Origin of the sequence: Cellvibrio mixtus subsp. mixtus J3-8 (assembly GCF_000766945.1) — a bacterium.
Lineage (GTDB): Bacteria > Pseudomonadota > Gammaproteobacteria > Pseudomonadales > Cellvibrionaceae > Cellvibrio > Cellvibrio mixtus_A.
In genome coordinates this window covers 165,292-190,687 of sequence record NZ_KN266212.1, presented here as the reverse complement: position 1 = coordinate 190,687, position 25,396 = coordinate 165,292, and the positions used below count along the sequence as shown (strand labels likewise).

Genomic DNA, 25,396 nt, shown 5'->3' with positions numbered 1-25,396 from the left:
CTGGAGACGATTATGATGAGCACCACGAATGTAGTACTGGTAGTTGATGACTCAATCGACAGTATTCATATGCTGAACGATGTGCTGGAAGATGCAAAATTCACCGTACTTGTTGCATTGGAAGGAACCCAGGCGCTCACTATTACAAAAAATATTCGCCCCGATATTATTTTGCTGGATGCAGTCATGCCGAACATGGATGGTTTTGAAACCTGTAAGCGCTTGAAGCAAAACCCGCAACTCGCCGATGTGCCGATTATCTTTATGACCGGCTTAAGCGATACCGAACATGTTGTCATGGGGCTGGGTGCCGGCGGTGTGGATTACATCACCAAACCGATTAACCCCGAAGAACTGATTGCACGCATGCGCGTGCATTTGGCGAACGCACGCATTAGCCAAAGTGCACGCGCGGCCCTGGATACCGCAGGGCAGAATTTATTAACGCTCAATGCACAGGGGCAATTGCTCTGGGCAACACCGCAGGTCTATGAATTACTGAATGCTGCCGGTGTATTGGACGCATCCACGTTATTGAGCAACTCCATTAATAACCAGTTACGCGATTGGCTCAGCCACAAACCCGAGGCGGGCCGTCAATTGACACTGGCCGGATTAAACCAGGCGATGAATGTGGAAATGCTCAACCTTATTGATGGCAAGGAGTATCTGCTACGCCTGAGCCATTGCCACGAGCCCGCCAGGGATACCCTCGCCCTCAAGCAGCAATTTTCTGTGACGGGGCGTGAAGCGGATGTATTACTGTGGATTGCTAACGGTAAAACCAACCGCGAAATTGGCCAGATATTGGAGATGAGCCCAAGGACTGTGAATAAGCACCTGGAGCAAATCTTTAAAAAGCTGGGTGTTGAGAATCGTACATCGGCGGCCGCAATCGCTATTAAATGCATGAGCAAAGCTTAGACAGATCGGTATGGTTATAATTTTCAATAGCTTTATGGCATTAAAATGAAACCCCAGGCTTCATTAAATTATTAATGGTTGTGTTACCTGCCATTTAAACCTTCCCTCTTTCAGGAAAGTTCCGTGTTACAAATGGATACAATTAGCAGCAAAAGGTGACATTAATCAGCTTGTGTTTTTACATACCAGTCGGTATCGTTCCCGCTTGCCTAAGTCCAACGGGAGTTTTACCTATGGGATTAATCGTTCTCGCCGTATTTATCCTCGCCGCCCTTTATGTTCAGAACCGGGGTGTAGTCCAACACGATAAGTTCACCCGCAAGTTAACTGATCACTCCAATTTCCTCGCACCGATCAACTGTCTGTTCTACTTTTTCTCCAAAGATACCCAGTCGGCTTACATCGATGTGGAGAAATTCCCCGAGCTGAAGGTTTTGCAGGACAATTGGGAAGTGATCCGCGATGAGGCGATTAACCTCAATAAAGAAGCCCATATCAAAGCGTCCGCTGACCTTGATGACCTTGGCTTTAATTCATTTTTCCGCACCGGCTGGAAGCGTTTTTACCTGAAATGGTACGGCGCGAATTTGAAATCAGCCGAGCAGTTGTGCCCGAAAACGGTAGAGCTGATTAGCCAATTGCCCAATGTAAAAGGTGCAATGTTTACGATGCTGCCACCCGGTTCACGCCTGGGCAAACATCGCGACCCCTATGCAGGCTCACTGCGCTATCACCTGGGCTTGGTGACTCCAAACAATGATGACTGCTATATCTCGGTCGATGGCCAGAAATATTCCTGGCGCGATGGTGAAGCGGTTATGTTTGATGAAACCTTCATCCACTATGCCGAAAACAAAACTGATCACAACCGCATCATCCTGTTTCTGGACGTAAAACGCCCGGTCGATTTTGTATGGGTAGACTGGATTAACGAGATTTTTTCACGCCTGGTTGTCGCTGGCGCCGCGACCAAAAACGTGCAAGGCGATAAAGTTGGATTTTTAAACCGTGCGTTTGCGTATTTGTATCAAGTACGTATTGTGGGTAAGAAGATCAAAGCGTTTAACAAACCGTTGTATTACATCCTGCAATACGGTTTATACCTCGGGTTGATTTACCTGATTTTCTTTTAAGCCACCGTAGTAATGCTCACGTAAAACCAAAAAGCCGCAAATTTAACTGCGGCTTTTTCTTTTTTAAACGTTTATTCCCTCGTTTTCTGTTCTTTATTGGTTTTCACATTGGCCGCATAAAGCTTGAACGACAACAAAACATTAGCCAGCAAACAATTTTACGAAACATCCCTGGTTTTGTTTTCGATTTATATAGTTTATAAGCCCGCTTTCTTTGCGCTTATCAAATAACGATACTTAACCAGTACTGCAAGCGCAATCAAGTCATACACCCCATGCCACACCATCACCATCACCAAGCTGCCAGACAGGTAATACACAACACCAAAAACAATACTCATTAACACAGCGCAAATAAAATACGCATGGGATAAATAATGCAACGCAGCGAACACCAGCGATGTAATTAAAATCGCCCAGCCTATCGGCAGATAGCCACTCATCAAGGTTTGAAAAAACCCGCGAAATAATAATTCTTCGCCAATACCCGCTAACGCGGCTACAAAAATAATTTTGCCCCATGAATATCCATGAAACAGTCCCCACACTCGCTGGAGATCCGCCAACAACATTTGGGCAAAGCGCCCACCAAAACGATAGATGGCTAAAAAAATGGCGAACGTAACAACAGCGAGGATTATTCCAAAAGCACTTGCAACTATCGCGTCGAGCTTCGCTTCAGGAAGCGATACATCCAATATCCAGATACCAGCAAGCCCCAACACAAGAATTGCCGCTTGACTGACCAATACCACACCCAAACCGGGGGTTTGCGGTTTATTATTCATTATTCACCTGTACAGCTCGTTTCTAGAGTATTGCAGTCAATTGCCGATAAAACTCCATCACTGGAACCCGCACCCTAAATATTAACTTAAGCGCCACCATTAAAAAATTACAGCACATGACCAATTGCAGGAAATAACGATGGAAGCAGAATTCTGGCAGCGCAAATGGGAAACCAATGAAATTGGGTTTCACAACTCCCGGGCGAACCTTTATTAGTAAAAACCTGATTAGTAAAAACCTGGGGGCAGCTGACGTGGGGTAATAAGAATGGAATTTCGCCAGGAGGTTAAAATTTATTGCCGTTTGCGCAACCGCAACTCTGCTTTTTCCTGATCGATAACAAAATCAAAGCGCCCTAGAATATCAACGCCCAGCAACCCGTCGAAACTATCATAATTATCCATAGGCAAACGAGCGAGCATATGCTTATTGAAAGTCACACCGGAAAATTGCAGCGAATCCACGACAAATAGAAAACTATCCACAGTACCACTGGCCGTGTTGAGCTGGATGGGCTTGGGGGATTTTACAACACTGTAATTGCGGTTGATAAAGCTGGAGGTTAATCCGCTAATAGATGCGCCGGTGTCCAATAGCAGTTTTACGGTTTTACCTTCCACAGAAACCGGAACCAGAAATTGTTTTCCAAAACGAATCAGCTGTACTTTACTTTCCTGGTCATCGGTTTGCTCTGCGATAGCATTATCAGTCAGCTTCGCGAGAAATTCTTCCGCTCGCAAACGGGTTCCATCCTGATTCGCCGCCATAAGCGCATGGTATTGCGCCTGCTCTTGATCATTCACCTTTGCATGCATATCGGCTAATAGTAAATGCAGCTCGCCGTTATCCGGGGTGAGTTTAATCAGGTCATTTAATTGCGCCATCAACCATTCACGGCTTGCACCAAAAATTCCCGGATTATTGACCAGGCGAATCAGGTAACGCGATAGATAAGTGACAGCGTCCTGGAATTTTTTTGCATCTACTTCGATATTCAAATAGCGAAACCAGGTAGTGACAGCATCTTCATGTTTGCCCTGCTTTTCCAGCACGCGTGCGAGTAGCAATAATGCTTCAGTATCGTTCGGATTATTTTTCAAGATTTCGTTCAGCGCCTGTACTGCACCAGGAAATGCATTATTGGCGATAAGCTGTTGTGCACGTTCCAACGGTGATAATTCGTGTGGCAACGCGGTAATAGACGTAGTAGGTACCGGAGCATGTTGTGCTACCGGTGCGACTTCTACTGGCACATTTACAATCGCTTGCGGTGCAACAATTTGATCCACTGGTTCGAAGGTATCAGCAAGCGTAGCTTGTTGTTGCGCATGGCGATACTCGCTGGCATAAAAACCCAACCCGAATGCGGCGGCGGCAATAAAAATATTTTTTTGAAGGCTCATCGTTATTTTGATTTAACTATTTTGCGAAATAAAATTAGCGTGCAAGTTCTTTTTGGATAAACGTTGCCATCTGTTCCGGCTTGGTAATAGTGGCAAAACGTTTGATGGGCTTGCCATCGCGGCCAATTAAAAATTTGGTAAAGTTCCATTTAATCGATTTTCCCAACCATCCGGGCAACTCACCCGTCAACCATTGGAATAACGGATGTGCCGCAGGGCCATTCACATCCACTTTGGCAAATATGGGAAAAGTTACACCGTAATTAATTTCGCAGGTGTGGGCAATTTGCTCCGCGCCGCCCGGCTCCTGGTTGCCAAATTGGTTGCACGGAAAACCGAGAATTACCAATCCCTGATCGTTAAACTGTTGGTATAGATTTTCAAGGCCGGCGTATTGGGGAGTAAATCCGCATTTACTGGCGGTATTAACAACCAACACCAGTTTCCCTGCGTAATCAGACAGGTTTTGCAACTGGCCGTTCAATCGTTCGGCAGTGAAAGAATAGAAAGGGCTCATGCGCAACTCCGGTAACCTGGCAATGGAGGGGGGTGACATGAGCCCAGACTGCCCGCGCGAACGGGCTAATTCAACTGTTTTGTGCAGATTTAACAGCTTTTTTATCAGTATTGATCAGCAGGTTTATCCAGGGTTTTGATCTGGATATTGCGATAGAAAGTTTCCGCACCTTCCGATTGTATCTGCAATTTTCCACGGGTTAAGGGTACGTATTTACCATCCACTTTTTCGCGGGAATTAAAACCGCGGAATACTTCTTTACCGTTGACTTTGTGGATAAGGGTTTTGCCATCGGTGATGACTTCCATGGTGTCCCATTCGCCGGACGGTTTTTCATAAAGGCCGCGTTTCAATACGCGCGCGGCGATATCTTTGCGCAACGGAGCCTTGGGATCATAGGCATAAAATTTCCAGTCACCCTCATTCGCATCACCGGCGTGCACATCGATAATCACCCCATCAAGGCTGTGATAATCCCCGCTATCGCCTTCCTGCACCTGGAATTCATGGCTGCGCATCCAGTGAGTACTCTGGGCACCATGGGGCCCAACGGCAAAATACAGAATGCCGCTATCGCGACGGGCATCCAGACGCGGTGGCCATTTTTTTACGCCCCATTTCACATCAAATTTCAAATGGAAATTTTCAAATTCTTCAAAGGTGGTGATACCGCCCCACTCTTCTCCGGAAACACGCAGCAAACCATCAACTACCGTGAATACTTTTTTAGGGTCGTTATTCACCCCGCGCGGCTTGTGTTTGGAAACAAGATTGTAAGCGTTGGTCTCCGGCTGGTAACTGACATAAGTTTCCCAGCCAGTAAGATCCTTACCGTTAAACAGGTTTTTCCATTCGCCGGCAAAAACCGACGTGCTGGCCAGAAGGCCGCATAAAGAAAGTCCCAGGAGCAGTGGTTTCATTATCATTCCTCGCGTTATTGCTGTAGTCGTTGTTGTAATAGACGCGAAGCCTAGGCGGAGCGGAACCATGAGTCCATATAGGCAGAAGGACAATTACAGTCCTTTACCTTTATGGATATTAGAAACGTATCGTATCGAGCTGATAAATTTTATCGCGCATCAGTTTGGCGTTTTCGCTGTCGCCGGTGCGCTCGTATATTTCAGCGGCCAGCTTATAAAAACGCACCTCGTCTTTTTCTTTTTTGATGGATTTTCGCAGTAAATCCAGCGCTTTGTCATCTTCATTACGCTGCGCGAATTCTTCAGCCAATTTGAACATATAGTATGGATTGGCATTGCGATGTTGACGCACTCGCTGTTGATATTCCTTATGCTTTGCCGTATTGCCCAGTTCAAGATACAGGCCAGCTAAATTATGCATGATGGTGTAATCGCGCGGGTTAATCGCTAGCCCATGAAGATAAATCGCTTCAGCTTCGGCGAACATTTTTTGGCGGCGATAAAAACTGCCGAAATTGCTCCAGATATAACTGGGTTCAGCGCTCATCAGCAAGGCCTTACGCAAATATAAAAATGCCGCACGCGCATCACCTTCTGCAGATAATTCCATTCCGCGATTGGAATAAAATTGTGCCGCAACCAGATCTGCACCAATCACTTTTTGTTTGTAATGCGGGCGAAATCGACGCATTTCCAAATCCACAACTATATCGCCCACATCGGCCGTTTCTGTCACACGCACCCAGGAAAACATATGCTTGCGCGGCATAAATACCTTTGCATTCACATGCCGCATAAATAAATAGGTATCGCTATCGCGCATATCCCAGGTGGGCGGCAACATGACCTCATTCACTTCAGCATTTAGACCGAGATGGCGCGCCATGGAGACGAACAACAATGTGTAACTCAAGCAGTTAGCCTGTCGCTGCTCGAAAGCGTCGATGCCTGTATTAGTGATGTAAGCGGTATAGGTAATGCCGCGGCCGCCGTGGGTCCGGGAAGTCATTAGTGCCTGATGAAGGGCTTCCGCTTTGGCCTCTTTGCGTTTGGCTGAAGTGGTTACAGTTTCGGCAAACTGACGCATTTCAGGGGTAAGGCCAAACAAATCCACATTGGGCAACTCATCGTTTTTATAGGCGCGCCCTAAAATCAATTCCCCGGATAAAGCTTTGGTTAAAAGGCTTTTATCCGTTGCAAACGGTGTTTTTTGCACCACGGAAGAACAGCCACTAAACAGCAAAATCATAAAAACCATGGCCAAAGCGGGTAATTTCATGGGCTTATCCAGATAAGGGAAATGGAATCCGCTTTTAGTATAGGCCGGCAAAAACAAACTTGCGCGTCACAAATGTCACGCTAAGCCACAGATATATAAGGTTATTTTTACCTTAAGGGGAACATTGGAATACGAGAGGCTAAACATCTGCGACAGATTTAACTGCTACAAAAATACTATTGCGCAAAAAAAGTGCGCGTTTTCAAAATGTCGTTTGCAATCAGCGCACGAACCTCCTGCAATTTGCAGCACCAAAAAAACGCAAGCGCTTTTGGTGTGTATCAGCAATGTGCAAACCCCATAAAAATATATACAACCATTGCAAAATCCCTGCGCTAAAAATGTGCGTCACTTAACTTGGCATAGTGTTTGAATAAGCCCTCTTGTATCGATTCAAAAAAATTCCTTGTGCCGAAATTTCATTTTAAAAAAATTAAACAAGCACAGAAAAAATTACATTGCCAAGCACTACCAAAGCCAGGAGCCAGAGATGAACGTGTCTTTTACTAAAACGAAAAAAATTTCCGCATTCTTAAGACCATTAACAAAGTTAACCTGTGCCATAGCAGCAAGTATTTCTTTGATTACCAGCGCGCATGCAGCGACTGGTCCCGCAGAAAAAACTGATTTGAAATTTGGTTTTATTAAATTAACCGACATGGCTGATCTGGCCGTTGCTTACGAAAATGGTTATTTCGACGATGAAGGTTTAACCGTAGAACTGGAGGCACAAGCCAACTGGAAAGTGGTGTTGGACCGCGTAATTTCCGGCGAGCTGGATGGCTCACACATGTTGGCAGCACAACCGGTAGCAGCGAATATTGGTTACGGCACTCCAGCGGAATTGGTGTTTCCATTTACCATGACCCAAAACACTTATGCGATTACAGTTTCCAATGAAATTTGGAAAAAAATGAAAAAAAATGTTCCTGTAGGCGCAGATGGAAAACTGGTTCATCCGATTAGCGCAGAAGCATTGAAACCTGTTGTCGATGCAATGAAGGATGCAGGAAAGTCGATCAACATGGGCGTAGTGTTCCCGGTATCTACCCACAATATGGGTTTGCGTTACTGGCTCGCTGCTGGCGGTGTTAACCCCGGTTTTTATGCACCGCTTAAAGGTGACACACTCGGGCAAATTAATGCCGACGTTTTGTTATCCGTAACGCCACCACCGCAAATGCCCGCCACAATGGAAGCGGGGACTATTCAAGGTTATTGCGTAGGCGAACCCTGGAATCAACAAGCCGTATTTCGTGGAATTGGTGTGCCGGTCATTGCAGTCTCCAACAAAATGGCTGACAAAGTGTTCGGCATGCGTAAAGATTTTGTTGAGAAAAATCCCAACACCAGTGTGCGAGTGGTGAAAGCATTAATTCGTGCCGCCATGTGGCTTGATGCAGCGAACCATGCAAATCGCGATGCGGCAGCAAAAATGATTTCTGCTGCGCATTATGTGGGTGCCGACTACAAAGTTATCGCTAACTCCATGACCGGCATTTTTGAGTACGAACGCAAAGATGTTCGCCCCGCACCGGATTTCAATACCTTCTTCCGTTACAACGCTTCATACCCTCACGTTTCTGATGCGGTCTGGTATCTCACCCAAATGCGTCGCTGGGGGCAAATTGCTGAAGCCAAACCGGATGGTTGGTATCTGGATATGGCGAAAAAAGCGGTAGCACCTGATGTTTATCAAAAAGCGGTTGCGGACCTGGTTGAAGAAGGCAAAGCAAAAGCCAGCGATTTTCCCGATTTCAAAGTCTTCAATGGTATTCGCAAAGTTGATGAAACCGTATGGATTGACGGTATTCAATTTGACGCAACCAAACCCAACGATTACCTCACCAAATTTAAAATTGGTTTGAAAGGCAACGAAAAAATTTAATCACGTTAAAACATTTCGTCGTTATAAATTCAGTCAGCATTAAAGACCATAACTTACCGGGTTGCGGCCCGGCAGGCATCCTCAGAGGAAATTGTCATGAGTAACAAACTCGCCACCCTGAAATTTGAACAGCTGAAAGAAATTAAATGGCGCGAGTTGATTATCGGTGTGAGTATGCCAATGATCGGCTTGCTGGTTTTTCTGGCGCTATGGCACAGCGTTGCGCCTAACATCAAAACATCACTCGGTGAATTTCCCCAACCCAAACAGGTCTTCGCACAATGGGGAAATTTGGTCGATGAATATCAATCAGAACAAGATCGCGCTACGCAATTTTATGAGCGCCAGGAAAAACGCAACGCAGAATTACTGGCAAAAGATCCCGCAGCAAAAGTGGACACACGCGAATTCAGTGGGCGTCCGACGTTTTTCGATAAAATCAAAACCAGTTTGATCACGGTATTATCCGGTTTTTTAGTAGCGACAATTATCGCTATCCCTATTGGTATCATGATTGGTTTGAGCCAAACACTTTACAGTGCGATCAACCCGCTGATCCAATTATTTAAACCCGTATCACCACTCGCCTGGTTGCCATTGGTAACTATTGTTGTCAGCGCCGTGTATGTTTCTGATTCACCGGCGTTCTCCAAGTCCTACATCATTTCATTATTTACCGTAAGCCTGTGTTCGCTGTGGCCCACTATGATTAACACCGCAGTCGGTGTAGCCGGTGTTAGCAAGGATTTAATTAATGTGAGCCGGGTTTTGCGTTTGGGTTGGTTCACTCATGTGGTGAAAATTGTATTGCCTTCCGCAATTCCAATGATGTTTACCGGTTTGCGTATTTCACTGGGGATCGCCTGGATGGTGTTGATCGCCGCTGAAATGTTGTCACAAAATCCAGGCCTTGGAAAATTTGTGTGGGATGAATTCCAGAATGGCTCATCCGAATCACTCAGTCGCATTTGCCTCGCCATTTTAGTGATTGGTTTGATCGGTTTTTTACTTGATCGCGCCATTTTAATGCTGCAAACCTATGTGAATTGGGACAAGAGTGCGGTAGTGCGCTGATCGCAACCGGCCAACCAATTGCGTTGCATAAATTGCTTCAGAAACATTCCATACATTATTTTCAAAAAACAGGATTGAACAGAGGAAATCCCATGAGCCAGATTCATTTGGAATTGACGAAAGTAGGAATCGAATTCCCCACCCCCAAAGGTCCGTTTTGTGCATTGCGCGATGTCGATTTAAAAATTAAAAAAGGCGAATTTGTATCGCTGATTGGTCATTCGGGTTGCGGCAAATCTACGGTGCTTAATATTGTTGCCGGCTTGTACCAGGCCACCACCGGCGGTGTAGTACTGAATGGCCGCGAAGTGAATGAACCCGGCCCCGAACGCGCCGTTGTTTTTCAAAACCATTCATTGTTGCCCTGGCTAACCGCGTACGAAAATGTAGAGCTGGGCGTGAAGCGCGTATTCAAAGGCAAGAAAACCAAAGCAGAGATGCGCGACTGGATTGAACACAACCTGGAGCTCGTCCACATGACCCATGCGATGCACAAACGCCCGGATGAGATTTCCGGCGGTATGAAGCAGCGCGTAGGTATCGCCCGCGCCCTGGCGATGGAACCACAAGTATTATTAATGGATGAACCCTTCGGTGCGCTGGATGCATTGACCCGCGCCCATTTGCAGGATTCGCTGATGGAAATCCAGAACGAACTGGGCAATACCGTGATTATGATTACCCATGATGTGGATGAAGCGGTATTGCTCTCGGACCGCATTGTGATGATGACCAACGGCCCGGCGGCAACCGTGGGGGAAATCCTTGAAGTAACACTGCCTCGCCCGCGCAATCGCCTGGAGTTGGCCGACAATGCCGGGTACAACGGCTATCGCTCGGCGGTACTGCGCTTTCTCCATGAGAAACAAAAAAAAGTTGAACCCATTGCGGCCAAACGCGCTGATAAGCACCGTGAACAAGACACGCCTGCACAGGCTAAAAGCGTCGCCTGATTTCGTAACATGCATTTGGCGTTCCTGCACATCGATGGTGCCTCCCCGATTCTGTAAAAGCCAGGCCAGTGCGAAAACACCCTCTGTTTGCCCTGCTTGCCAGGGCTTTTTTATGCCCCTTTGCCCCCTATTTGCAGTTCTTTAGCACCTTTATTCGTGAAAAGTTCATCTTTTATACTAAATGATCATTAAATGAGTGGCACATAGTTCATCATTGGTATATATTGTGCAGCATACTTAGAACCTATCAACTGTGATGGACCACTCACTTTTGGAACAAGGTGCGAAGTCCATGCTACAGCTCGTTAACATCCCTTATCTTGCCCCTGAATTACCTGATACAGAGTCGCTCACCCAACCTGGAATCACCACCACCTACGCTGATTTGATCGTTGATTACCTGCATCAAATGGGTATCGATACCGTATTTGGTGTGCCGGGAGGCGCTATTGAGCCTCTGCTCAATTCATTAGCCCGTAGCGAAAGGCGTGGTGGGCCGCGCCTGGTTGTTGCCCGCCATGAATGCGGTGCTGCGTTTATGGCCGACGGTTACACGCGCGAAACCGGAAAAATGGGCGTGGTGTGCGCCACCACAGGCCCGGGCGCAACCAACCTGATTACCGGTGTTGCGTCTGCACTGGCTGATGAAGTGCCAATGCTGGTGATTACCGCCCAGACACCGCTGCCCAAATTCGGCAAGCGCGCGTTGCAGGAATCCAGCTGCACCGCGATTGATACTGTCGGCATGTTCCGCTACGTAACCCAGTTCAATACGTTGGTATCCCATCACGAACAGCTGGAAAGCAAACTGGTTTCCGCCATTATGGCCGCGCATCGTAAACCTAACGGGCCGGTACATATCAGTATTCCAGCCGACGTGTTGCGCTCACCGGCAACGATCAAGGCTCATATTCACAGCGATCTGCTCGTCCACGATTTCGCCATGGCCGATGATTCTGCCATTGCCCGCCTCGGTGAAAAATTGGGTCGGGTCGACAATCTGGTCATGTATATCGGCAATGGCGTTGGTAAAGCCAGCGCGCAGATTATGGAGTTTATCGAACTGACTGGCGCCGCCTTTGTGACTGGCCCTATGGGTAAAACCTGGGTGGATGAACACCACCCGCTCTATCGCGGTGTATATGGTTTTGCCGGCCATGAAAGCGCCAAAAACCTGCTGCAAAGCAAAGACGTGGACCTGATCCTCGCGGTCGGTACCGAACTGGGCGAGCTGGGCACCAGCGGCTGGAAAGATGACCTGCTCAACACCAAGCTGGTACATATAGATTCTTCCATTGAACACTTCACCCGTTCGCCCATGGCGAATTTGCATGTGTTCGGCAATATCGATGTGATTTTCACGCGCTTATTGGAAAAAGTGCGCGAAGCACGCAAGTGGGGCCGCAAATGGGAAACCCTGCCGGGAACCAGTTCCACCCCCAATGCCAACGGCGGCTTTTTTACCCTCGCCGATGAAAGCAAATGTTACTCCGATGAGCGCCCGGTAAAGCCCCAGCGCCTGATGAGCCATTTATCCCGCCAGTTACCTGAAGACACCCGCATATTCGTCGATGCCGGTAACGGCTGGTCCTGGGCCACCCACTACCTGAGTCGCAGCAACAGTGCCGGCCTGTATCGCATTGCAATGGGTTATGGTTCCATGGCCTGGTCAATTGGTGCCGCTATCGGCTCTGCCATTGGCAACCGCATGGCCCCTACCCTGTGCATCGTGGGCGATGGTTCTTACCTGATGAGCGCGCAAGAAATTACTGTTGCCGCCCAACAACAATTACCGGTTGTATTCCTGGTCTTAAACGACGCCGCCATGGGCATGGTGATGCACGGCCAACGCCTGGGCCAGCAGGAATCTATCGGCTGGGAATTGAATACCGTTGATTATGCGCTAATGGCCAAATCCATGGGCGTGGACGGTATCGTTATCGATTGCCCGACGCAGCTCGATCAAGTGGATTATCAGGCGCTTTTTAGTAAAAAAGGGCCTACACTTCTGGATGTACGCATAGACCGCAATGAAGTCCCCCCGATGGGTGACCGAATCAAAGGTCTGGCAGTCAATGGCTCTGCAACACCGGGTGGTTAGCACCCGGTCAAACCGTTTTCTGCAAGGAAGAATCCGCGGGCAGTTTGTCCCAGAATAAAAAAGAAAACAGCGGTTTATGCTAGGCTAAAGGGATATTAATTCGGAGATTTATGCGTGTTACCCAATAACACCAATCAACCTGACTCGCCTATTAACATACTCATCGTTAATAACGATTCCCAAGCGCTGGCCACCATTGATGCCAGCCTGCAAGTACTTGCACAAGCCACCACCATTTGTGTCGATTCCGCTCAAAAAGCCCTGCGTGTATTGCGCCAGCAAACCATCGATTTATTGATTGTGGATATTGATATTCCCGACCTGGATGGCTGGAGGCTTTCACGTTTGGTACGCAGCGGGATTTTATTATGCCGCATCGATTTGCCCATCGTCATCACTGCGCAGACCTGGTGTGAACGCATTGCCGAAGTGACTGCGCGCGAATATGGCATCAACCAATTATTACCACTCGAACACATTGCCCAACTACCCCCGCTGGTGAAAAGCTTAACGCGCAAGCAACAGGCCGGAACAGCAAAACCACGCTTGTTAGTTATAGAGGATGAACCTGATACCGCCGAATTAATTCGGCGTTTTCTCTCCGCATCATTTGATATTGAATTTGCCAGCGAAGGTGATGTCGGCTTGCAAGCCTGGATACAAGGCCGCCAGGATTTAATCCTGCTGGATGTAATGCTGCCCAAGCTATCCGGGCGCGATATCCTGATAGAAATCCAGAACATAGATCCAAACCAACCGATCGTGATGATGACTGCACATACCACCATCGACCAGGCCGAGGAATTAATGCTGCTAGGCGCGGTAGATTTTCTGCCCAAACCATTTCGCGCCGAACAACTGCGCAAAGTGTGCGATATCGCCATTCACCGCGATGACTATTTAGTTAGCAACGCGCAGTTTGCCGAGCGGGTAAAAACCGTGCAGGAACGCGAGCGCGAATATCGCGCACTCTATGAAAGCCATCACCAATTGCTCAACGATTTGCAATCGGTAGTCATGGAGCTGGATGCGGATTTTAATATCCAATACCTAAACCAGGCATGGGAAACCATGATGGGATTTTCAATCAGCGAATGCCTGGGAAAACCACTGGAAACATTTGTCTCTAACGAAGACTTTAGCCAATACACGTTATTTAAAAGCAAAATCCGTAAATCCTTGCAACACAATAAACCCTGCCCTGAATTTGAATTGTGCCTGAGCAATTACCGCGGCCAAAAATTATGGGTGCAACTCAAGATCAGCCGCTCCACCAAATTACAAGGTTCCGAAAACCTCACTATCTGCCTGGACAATATTACCGAGCGGCGCGAATCCCAGGAGCAATTAAAATACCTGGCGATGCACGACTCATTAACCGGTTTATACAATCGCCATTTCTTTGAATCCACACTCGCGCAACTCACTGCCGATTCCGTGCGCAATAATCGCCAGCATGCGCTGGTGTATCTGGATCTCGATCATTTTAAGGTGATTAACGATACATTCGGCCACCAGAAAGGCGATGAAGTGCTGCGGGAAATGTCGCACTTGCTCAGCAAACGTATTCGCGGCACCGATATTTTATGTCGCCTGGGCGGCGACGAATTTGCGATTTTATTGCGCGATATTAAAGCTAATGAAGTGTACGAATTTGCGCGCAATATCCAGCAAATTGTGGCGGAATTTACATTCCAGTTGCAGGAGCAACGCATCAGCCTGGGCAGCAGTATTGGTTTAACACTGATTGATGGCAGCACCAATAATCCTGAAGAACACTTAATGCGCGCCGATATTGCGCTCTACGTTGCCAAAGGGCGTGGGCGCAACCTGATTCACCAATACGATCCACTCGACAGCGAGAGCGACGAGTTGCGTCACTCGGTTAACACCTCGCAAAAAATTCGCAAAGCGATTATGGAAGATCGCATGGTGCTCTACTTCCAGCCAATCTTTGATATTAAAAATAATCGCGTTTCCTATTATGAAGCGCTGGTGCGCCTGCGGGAAACCGATGGGCGTATTGTAGGGCCGGATACATTTATTCCCGCATTGGAATCCGCCGGTGAAATGCATTTGCTGGATCGCTGGATCATCAAGCTAGCCATCCACACTTTGCATAAACACCCGGAACTGAATCATATCGCCATCAATTTATCGGCGCAGGCATTTAAAGATGAAAACCTCACGCCGAGCATTCTGGAAAACCTCAATGCAACCGGCGTAAACCCCAAGCGCATTACCTTTGAATTAACGGAAAGCGCCAGCTTGTTCAATTTACACATCACCCAGAAAGTGATTGCTGATTTACACAAGCTCGGTTGCAGTTTTTCGGTGGATGATTTCGGCTCAGGCTTTAGCAGCTTTGCGTATTTAAAAGATTTGCCTGCAGATTACATCAAGCTTGATGGCTCATTTATCCAGAATTTGCACCGCGATCAAATTGACCAGACGTTAGTGAAATCCATGATCCAGGTTATCCAGGCGCTCGGCAAAAAAGCCGTGGCCGAATATGTCGAAAACGAAGCAATCCTGGAAATACTGAAAGATATGGGTGTGGATTTTGTGCAGGGTTATCACATCGGGCATCCATTGCCGGTGGAAAAAATACTACTGCAGCACAACAAAACCGAAGCGTCCCAAGCATAAGTTAGGGCGCATTGAGTGATAGCAACGCTGCTATCACTCAAGGTTGGGGGACGCTACGCGCTGCCGGCCCCTGGTAATCAATATCGTCACAGCGCAACGGTAAAAAAGTATCGGGTGGACGACGGTAAGTATCCAGGTAACAAGCGGTCACACCACTCGCCACCATCGCGGCAAACATTTGATACACCTCTTCCGGCGTAAATCCCTGGTCCGATAAAAAGGCGGACATATAACCATTAATATTCATGCCCTCGTCAAACTCGCGCATTAATATTTTTTCGATGTCATAAGCCAGTGTTTGATGCGAGCCGATAGCAAAACCCAATTTTTTTGCGTAGCGTTCCATCGCTTCAAGGCGCTCATCACCTTTGGCGATAGGACGAATATAACCAACAATATAGGGTTTGCCGCGATTGGCCGCGGTAATACGCTGCACAATTTCTTCAGCGGTCGCGCCCGCTAAAAATTGTGCGTGCGCATCCTGGATAAAGCGCAAACCATCCAGCAATGTGTAAGGGCCATAGGAGCGGGAATCAGCAGCAAGTGAGCCGATCGTGGTGGCGGCTACAACCGAGGTACGTGCAGCACCGGCCAATGCACCAATTTGATTGCACCAAATGCGCGGGTCAGGCCAACTTAAACAACCATAAATTGCCTCAACCCAATCTGCTAATTCCTTGCTGACTAATTTTCCGGTCGCGTTGAGAATTAAAATCTGGAAATACGATTTCACGCCGACCAATTCTTCCAGCATGGAATAACCGTGGGCGAAGACGCCTTTGCCGGGAAACCAGCCGCCAGTGTTGCTGACAATTCTTCCGCGTTGCTGATCGAGGAATTCGACAACATTTGTGTCGGTGTTGGACGAAACCACAGGCGGGGTATTAGCGTTCGATAACATAATTGTCATCACTCACAAAAGGCATTGCTGTAATAGGCTTGTTGGCTAATTCCAAACCGTGGGCAACCAAACCGGGCGCACCGAGTAATTGAAACAAGCTACCGCCCGCACGCGGATGAAAACCCAAATCGGCAAACACGGCAGCGGCAACGCCCGTACTTAACCAACCCATTCCAAAAGACTGTAAACTATTTGCCAATTGCTGCCCCCACCGCAAACATTTGCCTGCGCCCGGCAATGAGAGTAAATGTTCTGCGATTGATCGGGTTAATAAATCCACACCACCATTTTTTTGGCCAAAACCATAAATGCCGTGTGTAGCCAGGCTCTCGGGCGATGCGCCTGCATCGCGCCATTGCGCACAAAATTCCTGTGCCGGTGTGGAATGATGTTTGCGCAAAAAACGCATGGCATTTTCTATTTCACCACCGCCGAGGTAATCGCCCCCAAGCACCGCGCTGGCGATTGGTAAAATATGCAGGGGATTCGTTTTACCCACCCCTACATTCATGGCAGCGCGCGTTGCAGGGTGGCGTGGACCGGGATTTATCAAACCAATCATCAGCGCCTGGAATAGTTGCACTTCCGCCGGTGTTGGTAATTCGCCGCGAAATAACAAATAAAACACATCGGCAAATGAACGCTTATCCATCAGCTCCAGCAAATCGTACCCATGGCAGGAAGCCGCTTGAGCGATGTATGGATTATCAGCATCCGGCGTTTCATGCCATATGCGGGTAACAGTTTTGGCCACAAAAGGTTCATTGCGGCTGCGCACCTGATCGTGTTTGGGTTCTTGCATTTACATTCACTTGGGGGGAATACGTTAATCGAATTGATAACTTAATTGTAACCAGACACTGCGCGACTCCAGCGGATAATCATCCGCAATTTCACCACTGCTGGGCTCGCGGGCATCGGCATCAGCCAGGTTTTTAAATACGAGGGCAGCATCCAGCTGCGGAAAAATATTTTCACGCTTTATTGCAAAATCCAGTAACGCGTAATCATCAATTGCAGGGCGCAAATCTCCTTCACGGCGTTCGCGGTCAGCAATAACAATCAATTGGCCATTTGCAGTCCAGGACGGAGCGAACTCCCAATTCATATTCATTTTTATTTGTTGCCCGGGCGCGTCGGCAACCGGGCGGTTAGTGGCAACATCGCGCCCATCCTGGTAGGAATAACTGCCTGAAAAATGCAATGAGGGTTTAGGTTTCCAATTGAATTCCAATTCAAAACCTTCACCATCCTGATCGCGCACGTTTTGTGCAGTTTTAATATTGACCACACTTTCCGACACAAACTCGATCATATCGCGAGCTTCATAATTGAATAGTGTCAGTGACGTTTGCAGGTCTGGTGTTACCAGGTAATTAAATGAAAGTTCGAGTGTATTTATTTTTTCCGGATCCAAATCCGGATTCCCCAGCAGCACCGGATTATTTTTTGAGCCCTGCTCCATAAACGAAGGTGCACGGAAAGCACTGCCGTATAGCAACTTGGTAGTCAATTGTTCGGTGCCCGACCACACCAGCGCAATACGCGGATTAGTGGTGCCGCCGAAATCAGAATAATCGTCATAACGAACACCGGTTGTCAGCTCCAATGCAGACGTAATTTGCCACTCGTCTTGCAATGAAAGATAACCAATGGTGCGTGAACTTTTCGCCAGGAAAACATAATCAGTATTGCTCACATCGGTGACATTGCCGGAGATCACCGGAATACTGCCATCAATCACACCCGGGCCGAAATTTTTATATTCGCGCGCTTCGAGTGTTTGATGTTTAGAGCCGGCAGCAATTCTCAGGCGATGTGATTCCCAACCGGAATAGATGGAAATCATATCTATTTGGGTGTCCGCCGATTCCTGCCCGGGCTGCCCGATTAACCCATCAGGAAATGACACAATACCCACTGGGTCAACCGCGTTGACATTGCCGTCGCCACCAATGGGTATCACGGCGCCTTCGGGAAATAAAGAAAACCGTGTTTGTAAATCGTAATAGAGATAACTCAAGCGAACACTGTTGTCCCACTCGCCATCGGCGTTATCAAAATGGTGTGTTCCATCGATTAGAAAAAGATTGCTTTCATCGTTGCCATTAAAATCCAGCGCCTGGGCTCCACCGGCACCGATGCCAGCGTCGTTGGAAACCCAGCTCCACATATTAATCTGGGTTCGCTCGCGTGTGAGTGCCAGATGGGTGTCCAGGATTTGATAGCGTGTTGATAAAGCGCCCGGGGCAAGCGATGCATTGGTTCCAAAAACCCTATCCAGGGTTGATTGGATATCCGTTGTAACCATACGATTGTTATCGCCATTGCTTTCCTGGTAACTGAGGCTTAGCGACGCATTCCAATTATGTAATTCAGTGGCAGTCGTTAACCATACATCCCTGCCACCAAATGAACCTACACCGCCACCCATACGGGTGGAATCGATTGAAGAGGCATCCTTGGTAATAACATTGATAACGCCCGCATAAGCATCAGCCCCATATACGGCTGAACCAGGCCCGCGAATAATTTCAATACGTTCAATACCGGTAGTGGGAACACGGAGTAATGATGGCCGGCCGCCCTGCAAACTGGATTGCACCGGAACACCATTCATCATTAACAACACTTGCGGATTAAATCCGGTGTGGATACCACGAATGGAATACACCGAATCCAGGCGGCTTAAACTGGACAGCGAAACATGCAAACCGGGCACCGTTTCCAATATTTCATTTAAATTGCGCGCGCCCATTGCCTGGATTTCGCTGGCGGTAATTACAGTAGCTACCGCTGGTGCACGGTCTAACGAAATACTGTTGCCCGTCGCAATGGAAATTTGAATTTGCCCTAATTCGGCGAGGGAAAGATTATAAAAATCTTCAGATGACGAGGGAGGTGAAGCAGTAGATGCAACGGCTGCATATGAAATAGCAGCCGAGAGCAACGTCAGCGAAAATTTTGCCATGGATGACAAGCGCATAATGACAACCTATTAAAAAAGGGCTTGCGTCACTCCGCTGACTGAATCACTCACTACTGCTAATCCACTACTACCCAACTACACCAATAAGCCGTAACACTGCCCAATCGCTATTGTTCAACACTAAAAATAGCGAGTAAGTACTTTTTGCACTAAGAAATCGTAAGACTAGTTTAACTTCGCATGAAAGCAAAGCCCATTGACTTAACTTTTACGGGGTGCGAGACGCTGGATTGCCAACTTCAAGGTTTCGCGTTTAACCGGCTTGGTTAAATATTCCTCAGCAGGTTGGCGATTAAAACGTTTACGCTCTTCGATCATTGATACCACGATTACAGGAATATCACGGACATCCGGATCATCTTTAATACGTTCAAATAAAATCCAGCCGTGCTGATCGGGCAATAATAAATCCAGTGTGATGACTTGCGGTTTGACTGACTGGATTAAACGCCAGCCACTTTCCGCATCACTCGCCGTATGCACTTCATAACCTTCAGCACGAATCGTGCGCGCCATGATATCCAGGAATGCCGGGTCATCATCAATCATCACTACATGCTCACCTTCTGTAACGGCGGGCGTTGTCGGTGCGAGCGGTAATATATCGTCAACATCATTTTTAATTTTGTTGGCGGCTACCGGACTGATTGGTAACGGCAGCTCCACAATAAATTTCGCACCTGCCCCCAACTCACTTTCTACACGGATACTCCCCCCCATCAATTCACACAATTGGCGGGTAATGGAAAGCCCCAGGCCACTGCCCTGGAATTTACGGGTCGTACCTGAATCCGCTTGTTTGAATGGGTCAAAAATTCCAGCTTGTTGTTCTGCAGAAATGCCAATGCCGCTATCCGCCACGCTGATATAAATACGTTTGGGCTGATGATATGCCTTGATACGCACCTGGCCGTTCGGCGCAAATTTGATCGCATTACCCAATAAATTAATCAATATGTGCAACAGTTTTTCCGGATCTGCCTTGGGTAAAAACTCACCGTCATCGACATCCATCAACAACCGGATAGCATTGCGTTCAAGCAGCGGCGCAACCGTCCCGACCGCTTCATCAACCAGGCTGGATAATTTCACCTCGGTTAAATCCAGATCCATACGGCCAGATTCAATTTTGGCCAGATCCAACACCCCGTTAATTAACTTTAACAACCGTTCGCTGTTGGTAATTACACGTGTTAAATCTTTTACATGATGTTCGTCATCGATCAGATTCAATTCTTCGATAACCACTTCGGTATAACCAATAATGGCCTGCAAGGGCGTACGTAATTCATGGCTCATTAACGACAGGAATTCACTTTTTGCCTGGCTCGCGTCTTCGGCTTTGCGTTTGGCAATTGCCAACCGGTCACGCGCCATTTGTAGATCCTGGCTGTGTGCAGCCAGGCGTTGGTTATCGCGGCGTTTGACCGTGTACGCAATCAGGACAGTAACAATTAACAGCGCACCGAGAATAACCGACCCCCACAAATAACGCAGGGCGACTTTTTGCGAATCAACCAATTCATCCAGATCAACAATCGCTGCTTTTTGTTTATGGATTATGTCTTCCTGCGATTGGATAGTGTTATTGAGATACGTCAGACGCTTCTCGCGCGTATCAATCTCTGCGCGAATTGTATTCAAATGCTGTTGCTGTTCATCCAATTCCTGCGTGCGCTGTGCCACTTCACGCAATAAATTTTCACGCTCCAGGGTGCTGGCTTCAATTTGTGTTTGCTGGTTTTGCAATTGCAGTTTTTGTTCGGCAATCAGCGCATCGCTCTTTTGGATATTTTGGTTGAGCGTGGTCATTTGCGCTTGCAACTGGTCAGTCGCAGCCTGCTGCTTCTGGATAGAAAGGGTTAATTCATTCAGGGCTTTTTCACGCCCTTGCAATTGTTTTTGTAACGCGACTAACGACGCCTGCCCTTCCCGATACAAACGGGCCACATCAATTTCAGTGCCACCATTCAAAATCAACTCAGGTAAGGGTGTTAGCCCGTGATTGATAATGTTGGATTTATTCACTTCAAACTTCAGGCGATCATCCCCGGTGGGAACCAGGTTAATCATCACCAGTTGTTTATTGTCATACGCGTGGGTAACCAGCAATATCGGTTTGCCTTCAAGGGCATCGTAAATATCACTAATCGTTTTGGCGCTCACCTGCTCCACATACACCAGGTGATATTTTCCCAGGGAGTCAACGCGGTTGACCTGGGTGACTGTAATAGGCAGGTTGCGCAATTTGACACGTTGTTTTAATACGTTGAGCTCATCCATCAGTGCCGGGCTGTATGAGCCGTACACACCAATATCAAATGAAGTCATAGCCTGTTGATTAGGCCATTCAATATTTTTCGCGAAGTTATAGAGATAGGAAACGGTTATTTTTTGTTTATCCAGCGCGAAAGCAACACTGGGGACAAAAACCAGCAATGTCGCCAAAAGCAACGCACAAACAGCCACACGAAAGGGCTCTGGCGAAATTCGCCATGCAATAAAAAAATTTGATGACCGTCCGGGTAACGTCAGCATTGTATTAGGTCTTATTAAAGGAGTGAGCGTGTTACAAATTTTTCACCGCTAACGACAGCGGCGCGAAAATTATCGCTCGGGGAAGCATAGCTTGTTAATGACTATTTGGGTATACGCGCGACAAGTTTTCACAAGAGCACCAATACTGGCGACGACGTTAAAAAAACGCCCCATTAAAGAATGGGGCGTTTTTAACATTGCTACGTTAACAAGCGGGTTACATATAGGCTTTTGCAAAAGCGGCTTTGGATTCCTGAATATACGCGCGAACTTTTACTGCGTGGGATTCCCAGAGCGCGCGATCTTTGTCATCGGAAAAGGGATTTTGGTCTTTGGCGACAGAACGATCAAATTTATCGTAGAAAGTAATCACCGAAGACGCAATCACATTGAAACGCTCTTTAAAGACTTGCGTCTCTTCCATAGTGCCAGTCGCCTTCATCATAAACTGTACAAACTCGGTGTTTGAACTGGAATGGTTTTGATAGCTTTCCGCTTGCAGGGTGAAATAATTGTTAATTTCCTGCAATGCTTCGTTGCGCGTTGGCTCATCCTTACTCATAACACGATTGTAATTTTCCTGGCCGCGCCCCATGCCACCGGCGATAAGCGACTCTTTTAAATGCTTGTCCAGGTCTTTACGGAATTTATCCACTTCGCGCTGGATATCAATCAGGTCTTTATCCAACGCAACTACGGTATTGAGTTCTTTCTCTACTTCACCGAGGAAGCCCTCGGCCTTGGCAAATGTTTTCAAACCATTCTCTTCCGCAAATTTGCGCGCTTTGCGATCAACACCGGCATTTTCGTAGGAAACCCGATCAAACGTTGTAGCCACAATGGTTTTAAAGGGTTCGGCAAATGCCTGATAGGCACCTTGCGTCATCACATTCAAAGTCGCAGTGGCAATATCCCCCAACGGTTTCAGCAATGATTCCATACGCGATTTTTGTATAGGCGATGCCACAGTGCGAACATCATTTACAATTCCTTTAAAAGTTTGATAACCCAAAGGGTTGGCCATTTTTCCGCGCTCGGACGTGGCGAGAACCAGCGTAACACTGGAGTAAATACCATTCGCATATTCAAGGTACTGGCGTTGCACATCAATTTGGGCCGCGTAATTTTTACCCAATGTGCGCAACGCATCAGCCTGGACCTGATAGTTTTTATCATCGCGCAATTTGCCCAATACTTCGGCAATAACTTTTTCCTGGTTTTTTTGCAACGCGGTGTCCAGCAGGATTTTTTCTACGCTCAGGTCATCAATCCACACTTGCCCATTAGTGACTTCAAAATCCAGGCGCAAATATTTTTTGCCCGGATCATCGATGGAAATACGTTTGGCATGGTATTCGGCCGACGCATTGCTGCCGGTTACCTGCCCTACTTGCACCCACCCGGTATCTGTATTCTGGCTGGTCGCCACCAGTACCGTCACTTTATATTGGGTGGCAGGCGTGGAAGTTTTAAGCCAGAATTCCAGTGTGCCTTGCTCGCTTAAGTTTACGCGGGAACGGATTGACGCTTCGCCCTCTTCAATTTGCACCGCACCGGTACCGTTGCGTACTTGTTCGGTTACTGTTTTTGCGCCATACAACAAAGCAATTTTTTTGGTATCGGCTTCAGAATCAAAACCGTTTTTAAAAATCACTGATTTTTGTTGCGCCATGGCACCCGTCGCTATTGCACTGGCAACGAAGAGTGCGATCAAACGGGATGTATTTTTCAGCATGCTTGCCTCTACTACCTGATAAAAATAAATTCAATAATATGAAAAAAATGGATAACGATGAAACAAAAACTATTCAATAAAACCCGGAACCTGTAGTTGCAACAAGCGATCAACGCCCGCTTGCCGCTCGCCAATTACACGCGGGTAAGCCACCGGTAATTCAGGCAAACCGGTTAAGCCGTGGAGATAACTATTCGCACCCCAGCCACCTTGTGCGATAGGATTGACCAGGGGGTCATTCATCGCTTTTTCGGCAGCGATCATGGTCCAGCCTTGCGCAACCAATTCATCTACCAACGCCACAATAAAATACGCCGCCAAATCATTCTCCTGAATCACCAGTACCTGGCGCGGGGAATAACCGAGCATGTTGAAAAGATATTCATCTTGTCGCTGCAAGGGTTGCAACATTAATTCGACATAGGTTTTTTCCAGCGCTGCCATATCTACGCGGCGATTGTTGCGAATTTTCTTTTGGTAAAGCTGATCAATATACGCATCAATTCCACGCGCGTTATTAAAACCGGTGAAGGCTGGTTGGTAATCGCGCTCGCGCAAGAATTCAATCAGTCCGCGCTGAATTCCTGTATCAGCCACTTCATGCAACGTAGAAAAATGAATATGTTTTTTGTACCCGGAAAATTGCTCCAGAATACGATTGGCCTTGAGTATGCCAATCTCATACGCATAGAGGTCACTTTTGCTCACCAAACTGTGATTGTGACCAGCATTTACCAGCAAGTGCCCTTTATCACTATACAACGCAACACGGTCACTGTTCTTAGCGCCCATATTTTCCGTTTTAATTAAAAACATCGCTTGCGGAACACCGGCAATTGCCAAATTGCGCACCAGCATTTGTGAACGCGCCATAGCATCCAGTGAGGTAGACTCCTGTAATGTATTTTCAAATGCTAACACCAGTTCGCGTGCGCCTGCCTGATTGGCGCCGAGGCAACAGAACAATCCCAAAGCCATTAACGAATAAACGCGTTTCAACACAAGCGCATCTCACTTTGCAATTGATAGGAATTAGTTGTGCGATATTGCCGGTAATTCATAAAGTTCCAACGGCAAACCATCGGGATCCTTGAAAAACGTAAAACGTTTGTGTGTGTATTCATCCACGCGTACTGGCTCCACGTCTATGTGATGACTCACCAGCCAATCAATTAGCGCATTCAGGTCGCGCACTACAAATGCCAGATGGCGCAAACCGCAAGCCTCTGGTTGCGACGACCGCGCCGGTGGGTTAGGGAATGAAAACAGCTCCAGTTGGGTACCGTTGGGTAACGCCAGGTCCAATTTCCAGGATGCACGCTCGGCACGGTAATTTTCTGCCAACACCTCAAGCCCCAGGATATTTACATAAAAATGTCTGGATTTTTCATAATCCGAACAAATCAGGGCAACGTGGTGTACAGCATGTAGTTTGGGTTGCACGTTGTTCATAGCTATAGCCCTATGGTTAATGGCCATTGCACAATTAATGGCAGCCGCCAGGGTTAATCGGGGAACATTGCAGCGAACACTTGCCAGTTGCGGCTTATGCTGCGACGGCGAGGCTGTACCCATCATGAATAAAGCCACAGCGGATACTAAA

19 protein-coding genes are annotated in these 25,396 nt (G+C 47.4%); 7 read left to right on the top strand and 12 right to left on the bottom strand.

Annotation, left to right across the window (positions count from 1 at the left end; genetic code table 11):
* Window positions 1-12 precede the first annotated feature (12 nt).
* Together A596_RS18070 and A596_RS18065 are read left to right on the top strand one after the other, a co-directional pair.
* Window positions 13-924, top strand: a complete 912-nt coding sequence (locus tag A596_RS18070) for a response regulator (RefSeq protein WP_039917420.1) — start codon at window positions 13-15, stop codon at window positions 922-924.
* A 233-nt stretch (window positions 925-1,157) separates the two neighbouring features.
* On the top strand, window positions 1,158-2,057 hold the full coding sequence (locus A596_RS18065) for an aspartyl/asparaginyl beta-hydroxylase domain-containing protein (RefSeq protein ID WP_039917418.1): 900 nt from the start codon (window positions 1,158-1,160) through the stop codon (window positions 2,055-2,057).
* Between the two features lie 197 nt (window positions 2,058-2,254).
* Here the strand turns inward: A596_RS18065 and A596_RS18060 are convergent, their stop codons facing one another.
* The 5 genes from A596_RS18060 to A596_RS18040 form a co-directional block, all read right to left on the bottom strand.
* Entirely contained in the window at window positions 2,255-2,845 is a 591-nt protein-coding gene (locus tag A596_RS18060; protein WP_039917415.1) for a CPBP family intramembrane glutamic endopeptidase, read from the bottom strand.
* A gap of 294 nt (window positions 2,846-3,139) precedes the next feature.
* On the bottom strand, window positions 3,140-4,249 hold the full coding sequence (locus tag A596_RS18055) for a retropepsin-like aspartic protease (protein WP_039917411.1): 1,110 nt from the start codon (window positions 4,247-4,249) through the stop codon (window positions 3,140-3,142).
* A gap of 34 nt (window positions 4,250-4,283) precedes the next feature.
* The gene (locus tag A596_RS18050) at window positions 4,284-4,766 is read right to left on the bottom strand and encodes a glutathione peroxidase (protein WP_039917408.1); all 483 of its coding nucleotides are present in this window, start codon (window positions 4,764-4,766) and stop codon (window positions 4,284-4,286) included.
* A 104-nt stretch (window positions 4,767-4,870) separates the two neighbouring features.
* Window positions 4,871-5,686, bottom strand: coding sequence for a 3-keto-disaccharide hydrolase (locus tag A596_RS18045; protein ID WP_039917405.1), 816 nt, complete (start codon window positions 5,684-5,686; stop codon window positions 4,871-4,873).
* A 118-nt stretch (window positions 5,687-5,804) separates the two neighbouring features.
* The gene (locus A596_RS18040; RefSeq protein ID WP_039917402.1) at window positions 5,805-6,965 is read right to left on the bottom strand and encodes a transglutaminase-like domain-containing protein; all 1,161 of its coding nucleotides are present in this window, start codon (window positions 6,963-6,965) and stop codon (window positions 5,805-5,807) included.
* 490 nt (window positions 6,966-7,455) lie between these two features.
* On the opposite strand from A596_RS18040, the gene A596_RS18035 reads away from it, so the two are divergent.
* The 5 genes from A596_RS18035 to A596_RS18015 all read left to right on the top strand — a co-directional run bounded on the left by A596_RS18035 (window position 7,456) and on the right by A596_RS18015 (window position 15,630).
* Window positions 7,456-8,853 carry a CmpA/NrtA family ABC transporter substrate-binding protein gene (locus A596_RS18035; protein WP_052417662.1) on the top strand — a complete coding sequence of 466 codons (1,398 nt, stop codon included), beginning with the start codon at window positions 7,456-7,458 and terminating at the stop codon, window positions 8,851-8,853.
* Window positions 8,854-8,949: 96 nt separating this feature from the next.
* Window positions 8,950-9,927: an ABC transporter permease gene (locus A596_RS18030; RefSeq protein ID WP_039917399.1), complete on the top strand. Its 978-nt coding sequence runs from the start codon at window positions 8,950-8,952 to the stop codon at window positions 9,925-9,927.
* Window positions 9,928-10,019: 92 nt separating this feature from the next.
* Window positions 10,020-10,880 carry an ABC transporter ATP-binding protein gene (locus tag A596_RS18025; protein WP_039917396.1) on the top strand — a complete coding sequence of 287 codons (861 nt, stop codon included), beginning with the start codon at window positions 10,020-10,022 and terminating at the stop codon, window positions 10,878-10,880.
* A 292-nt stretch (window positions 10,881-11,172) separates the two neighbouring features.
* Complete coding sequence (locus tag A596_RS18020) at window positions 11,173-12,981, top strand: thiamine pyrophosphate-binding protein (RefSeq protein ID WP_152600223.1); 1,809 nt, start codon at window positions 11,173-11,175, stop codon at window positions 12,979-12,981.
* Between the two features lie 114 nt (window positions 12,982-13,095).
* Complete coding sequence (locus A596_RS18015) at window positions 13,096-15,630, top strand: GGDEF/EAL domain-containing response regulator (RefSeq protein WP_052417661.1); 2,535 nt, start codon at window positions 13,096-13,098, stop codon at window positions 15,628-15,630.
* Window positions 15,631-15,667: 37 nt separating this feature from the next.
* Here A596_RS18015 and A596_RS18010 read toward each other — a convergent pair whose 3' ends face one another.
* From A596_RS18010 to gloA2, 7 genes are all read right to left on the bottom strand, one after another.
* Entirely contained in the window at window positions 15,668-16,531 is an 864-nt protein-coding gene (locus tag A596_RS18010) for a hypothetical protein (protein ID WP_039917390.1), read from the bottom strand.
* Window positions 16,515-17,333: a citrate synthase family protein gene (locus tag A596_RS18005; RefSeq protein WP_039917387.1), complete on the bottom strand. Its 819-nt coding sequence runs from the start codon at window positions 17,331-17,333 to the stop codon at window positions 16,515-16,517. The genes A596_RS18010 and A596_RS18005 overlap by 17 nt, the downstream gene beginning before the upstream one ends.
* A gap of 24 nt (window positions 17,334-17,357) precedes the next feature.
* Entirely contained in the window at window positions 17,358-19,517 is a 2,160-nt protein-coding gene (locus A596_RS18000; RefSeq protein WP_039917384.1) for a TonB-dependent receptor plug domain-containing protein, read from the bottom strand.
* 204 nt (window positions 19,518-19,721) lie between these two features.
* A complete protein-coding gene (locus tag A596_RS17995) occupies window positions 19,722-22,058 on the bottom strand; it encodes a YfiR/HmsC family protein (protein WP_084128590.1) in 2,337 nt (778 codons plus the stop codon).
* Between the two features lie 217 nt (window positions 22,059-22,275).
* Window positions 22,276-23,793 carry a BAR domain-like protein A BdpA gene (gene bdpA / locus A596_RS17990; RefSeq protein WP_039917381.1) on the bottom strand — a complete coding sequence of 506 codons (1,518 nt, stop codon included), beginning with the start codon at window positions 23,791-23,793 and terminating at the stop codon, window positions 22,276-22,278.
* 69 nt (window positions 23,794-23,862) lie between these two features.
* A complete protein-coding gene (locus A596_RS17985) occupies window positions 23,863-24,795 on the bottom strand; it encodes a polysaccharide deacetylase family protein (RefSeq protein ID WP_039917378.1) in 933 nt (310 codons plus the stop codon).
* Window positions 24,796-24,825: 30 nt separating this feature from the next.
* On the bottom strand, window positions 24,826-25,245 hold the full coding sequence (gene gloA2 / locus A596_RS17980; RefSeq protein WP_039917560.1) for an SMU1112c/YaeR family gloxylase I-like metalloprotein: 420 nt from the start codon (window positions 25,243-25,245) through the stop codon (window positions 24,826-24,828).
* Window positions 25,246-25,396 lie beyond the last annotated feature (151 nt).

Excerpts from the sequence above, each read along its gene's own strand:
- A596_RS18025 (WP_039917396.1), top strand. The coding sequence starts at position 10,020 with ATGAGCCAGATTCATTTGGAATTGACGAAAGTAGGAATCGAATTCCCC.
- A596_RS18070 (WP_039917420.1), top strand. The coding sequence starts at position 13 with ATGATGAGCACCACGAATGTAGTACTGGTAGTTGATGACTCAATCGAC.
- bdpA (WP_039917381.1), bottom strand. The coding sequence starts at position 23,793 with ATGCTGAAAAATACATCCCGTTTGATCGCACTCTTCGTTGCCAGTGCA.
- A596_RS18005 (WP_039917387.1), bottom strand. The coding sequence starts at position 17,333 with ATGCAAGAACCCAAACACGATCAGGTGCGCAGCCGCAATGAACCTTTT.
- A596_RS18020 (WP_152600223.1), top strand. The coding sequence starts at position 11,173 with ATGCTACAGCTCGTTAACATCCCTTATCTTGCCCCTGAATTACCTGAT.
- A596_RS18050 (WP_039917408.1), bottom strand. The coding sequence starts at position 4,766 with ATGAGCCCTTTCTATTCTTTCACTGCCGAACGATTGAACGGCCAGTTG.
- gloA2 (WP_039917560.1), bottom strand. The coding sequence starts at position 25,245 with ATGAACAACGTGCAACCCAAACTACATGCTGTACACCACGTTGCCCTG.
- A596_RS17995 (WP_084128590.1), bottom strand. The coding sequence starts at position 22,058 with ATGCTGACGTTACCCGGACGGTCATCAAATTTTTTTATTGCATGGCGA.
- A596_RS18010 (WP_039917390.1), bottom strand. The coding sequence starts at position 16,531 with ATGTTATCGAACGCTAATACCCCGCCTGTGGTTTCGTCCAACACCGAC.
- A596_RS18065 (WP_039917418.1), top strand. The coding sequence starts at position 1,158 with ATGGGATTAATCGTTCTCGCCGTATTTATCCTCGCCGCCCTTTATGTT.
- A596_RS18060 (WP_039917415.1), bottom strand. The coding sequence starts at position 2,845 with ATGAATAATAAACCGCAAACCCCCGGTTTGGGTGTGGTATTGGTCAGT.
- A596_RS18055 (WP_039917411.1), bottom strand. The coding sequence starts at position 4,249 with ATGAGCCTTCAAAAAAATATTTTTATTGCCGCCGCCGCATTCGGGTTG.
- A596_RS18035 (WP_052417662.1), top strand. The coding sequence starts at position 7,456 with ATGAACGTGTCTTTTACTAAAACGAAAAAAATTTCCGCATTCTTAAGA.
- A596_RS18000 (WP_039917384.1), bottom strand. The coding sequence starts at position 19,517 with ATGCGCTTGTCATCCATGGCAAAATTTTCGCTGACGTTGCTCTCGGCT.
- A596_RS18045 (WP_039917405.1), bottom strand. The coding sequence starts at position 5,686 with ATGAAACCACTGCTCCTGGGACTTTCTTTATGCGGCCTTCTGGCCAGC.
- A596_RS18040 (WP_039917402.1), bottom strand. The coding sequence starts at position 6,965 with ATGAAATTACCCGCTTTGGCCATGGTTTTTATGATTTTGCTGTTTAGT.
- A596_RS18030 (WP_039917399.1), top strand. The coding sequence starts at position 8,950 with ATGAGTAACAAACTCGCCACCCTGAAATTTGAACAGCTGAAAGAAATT.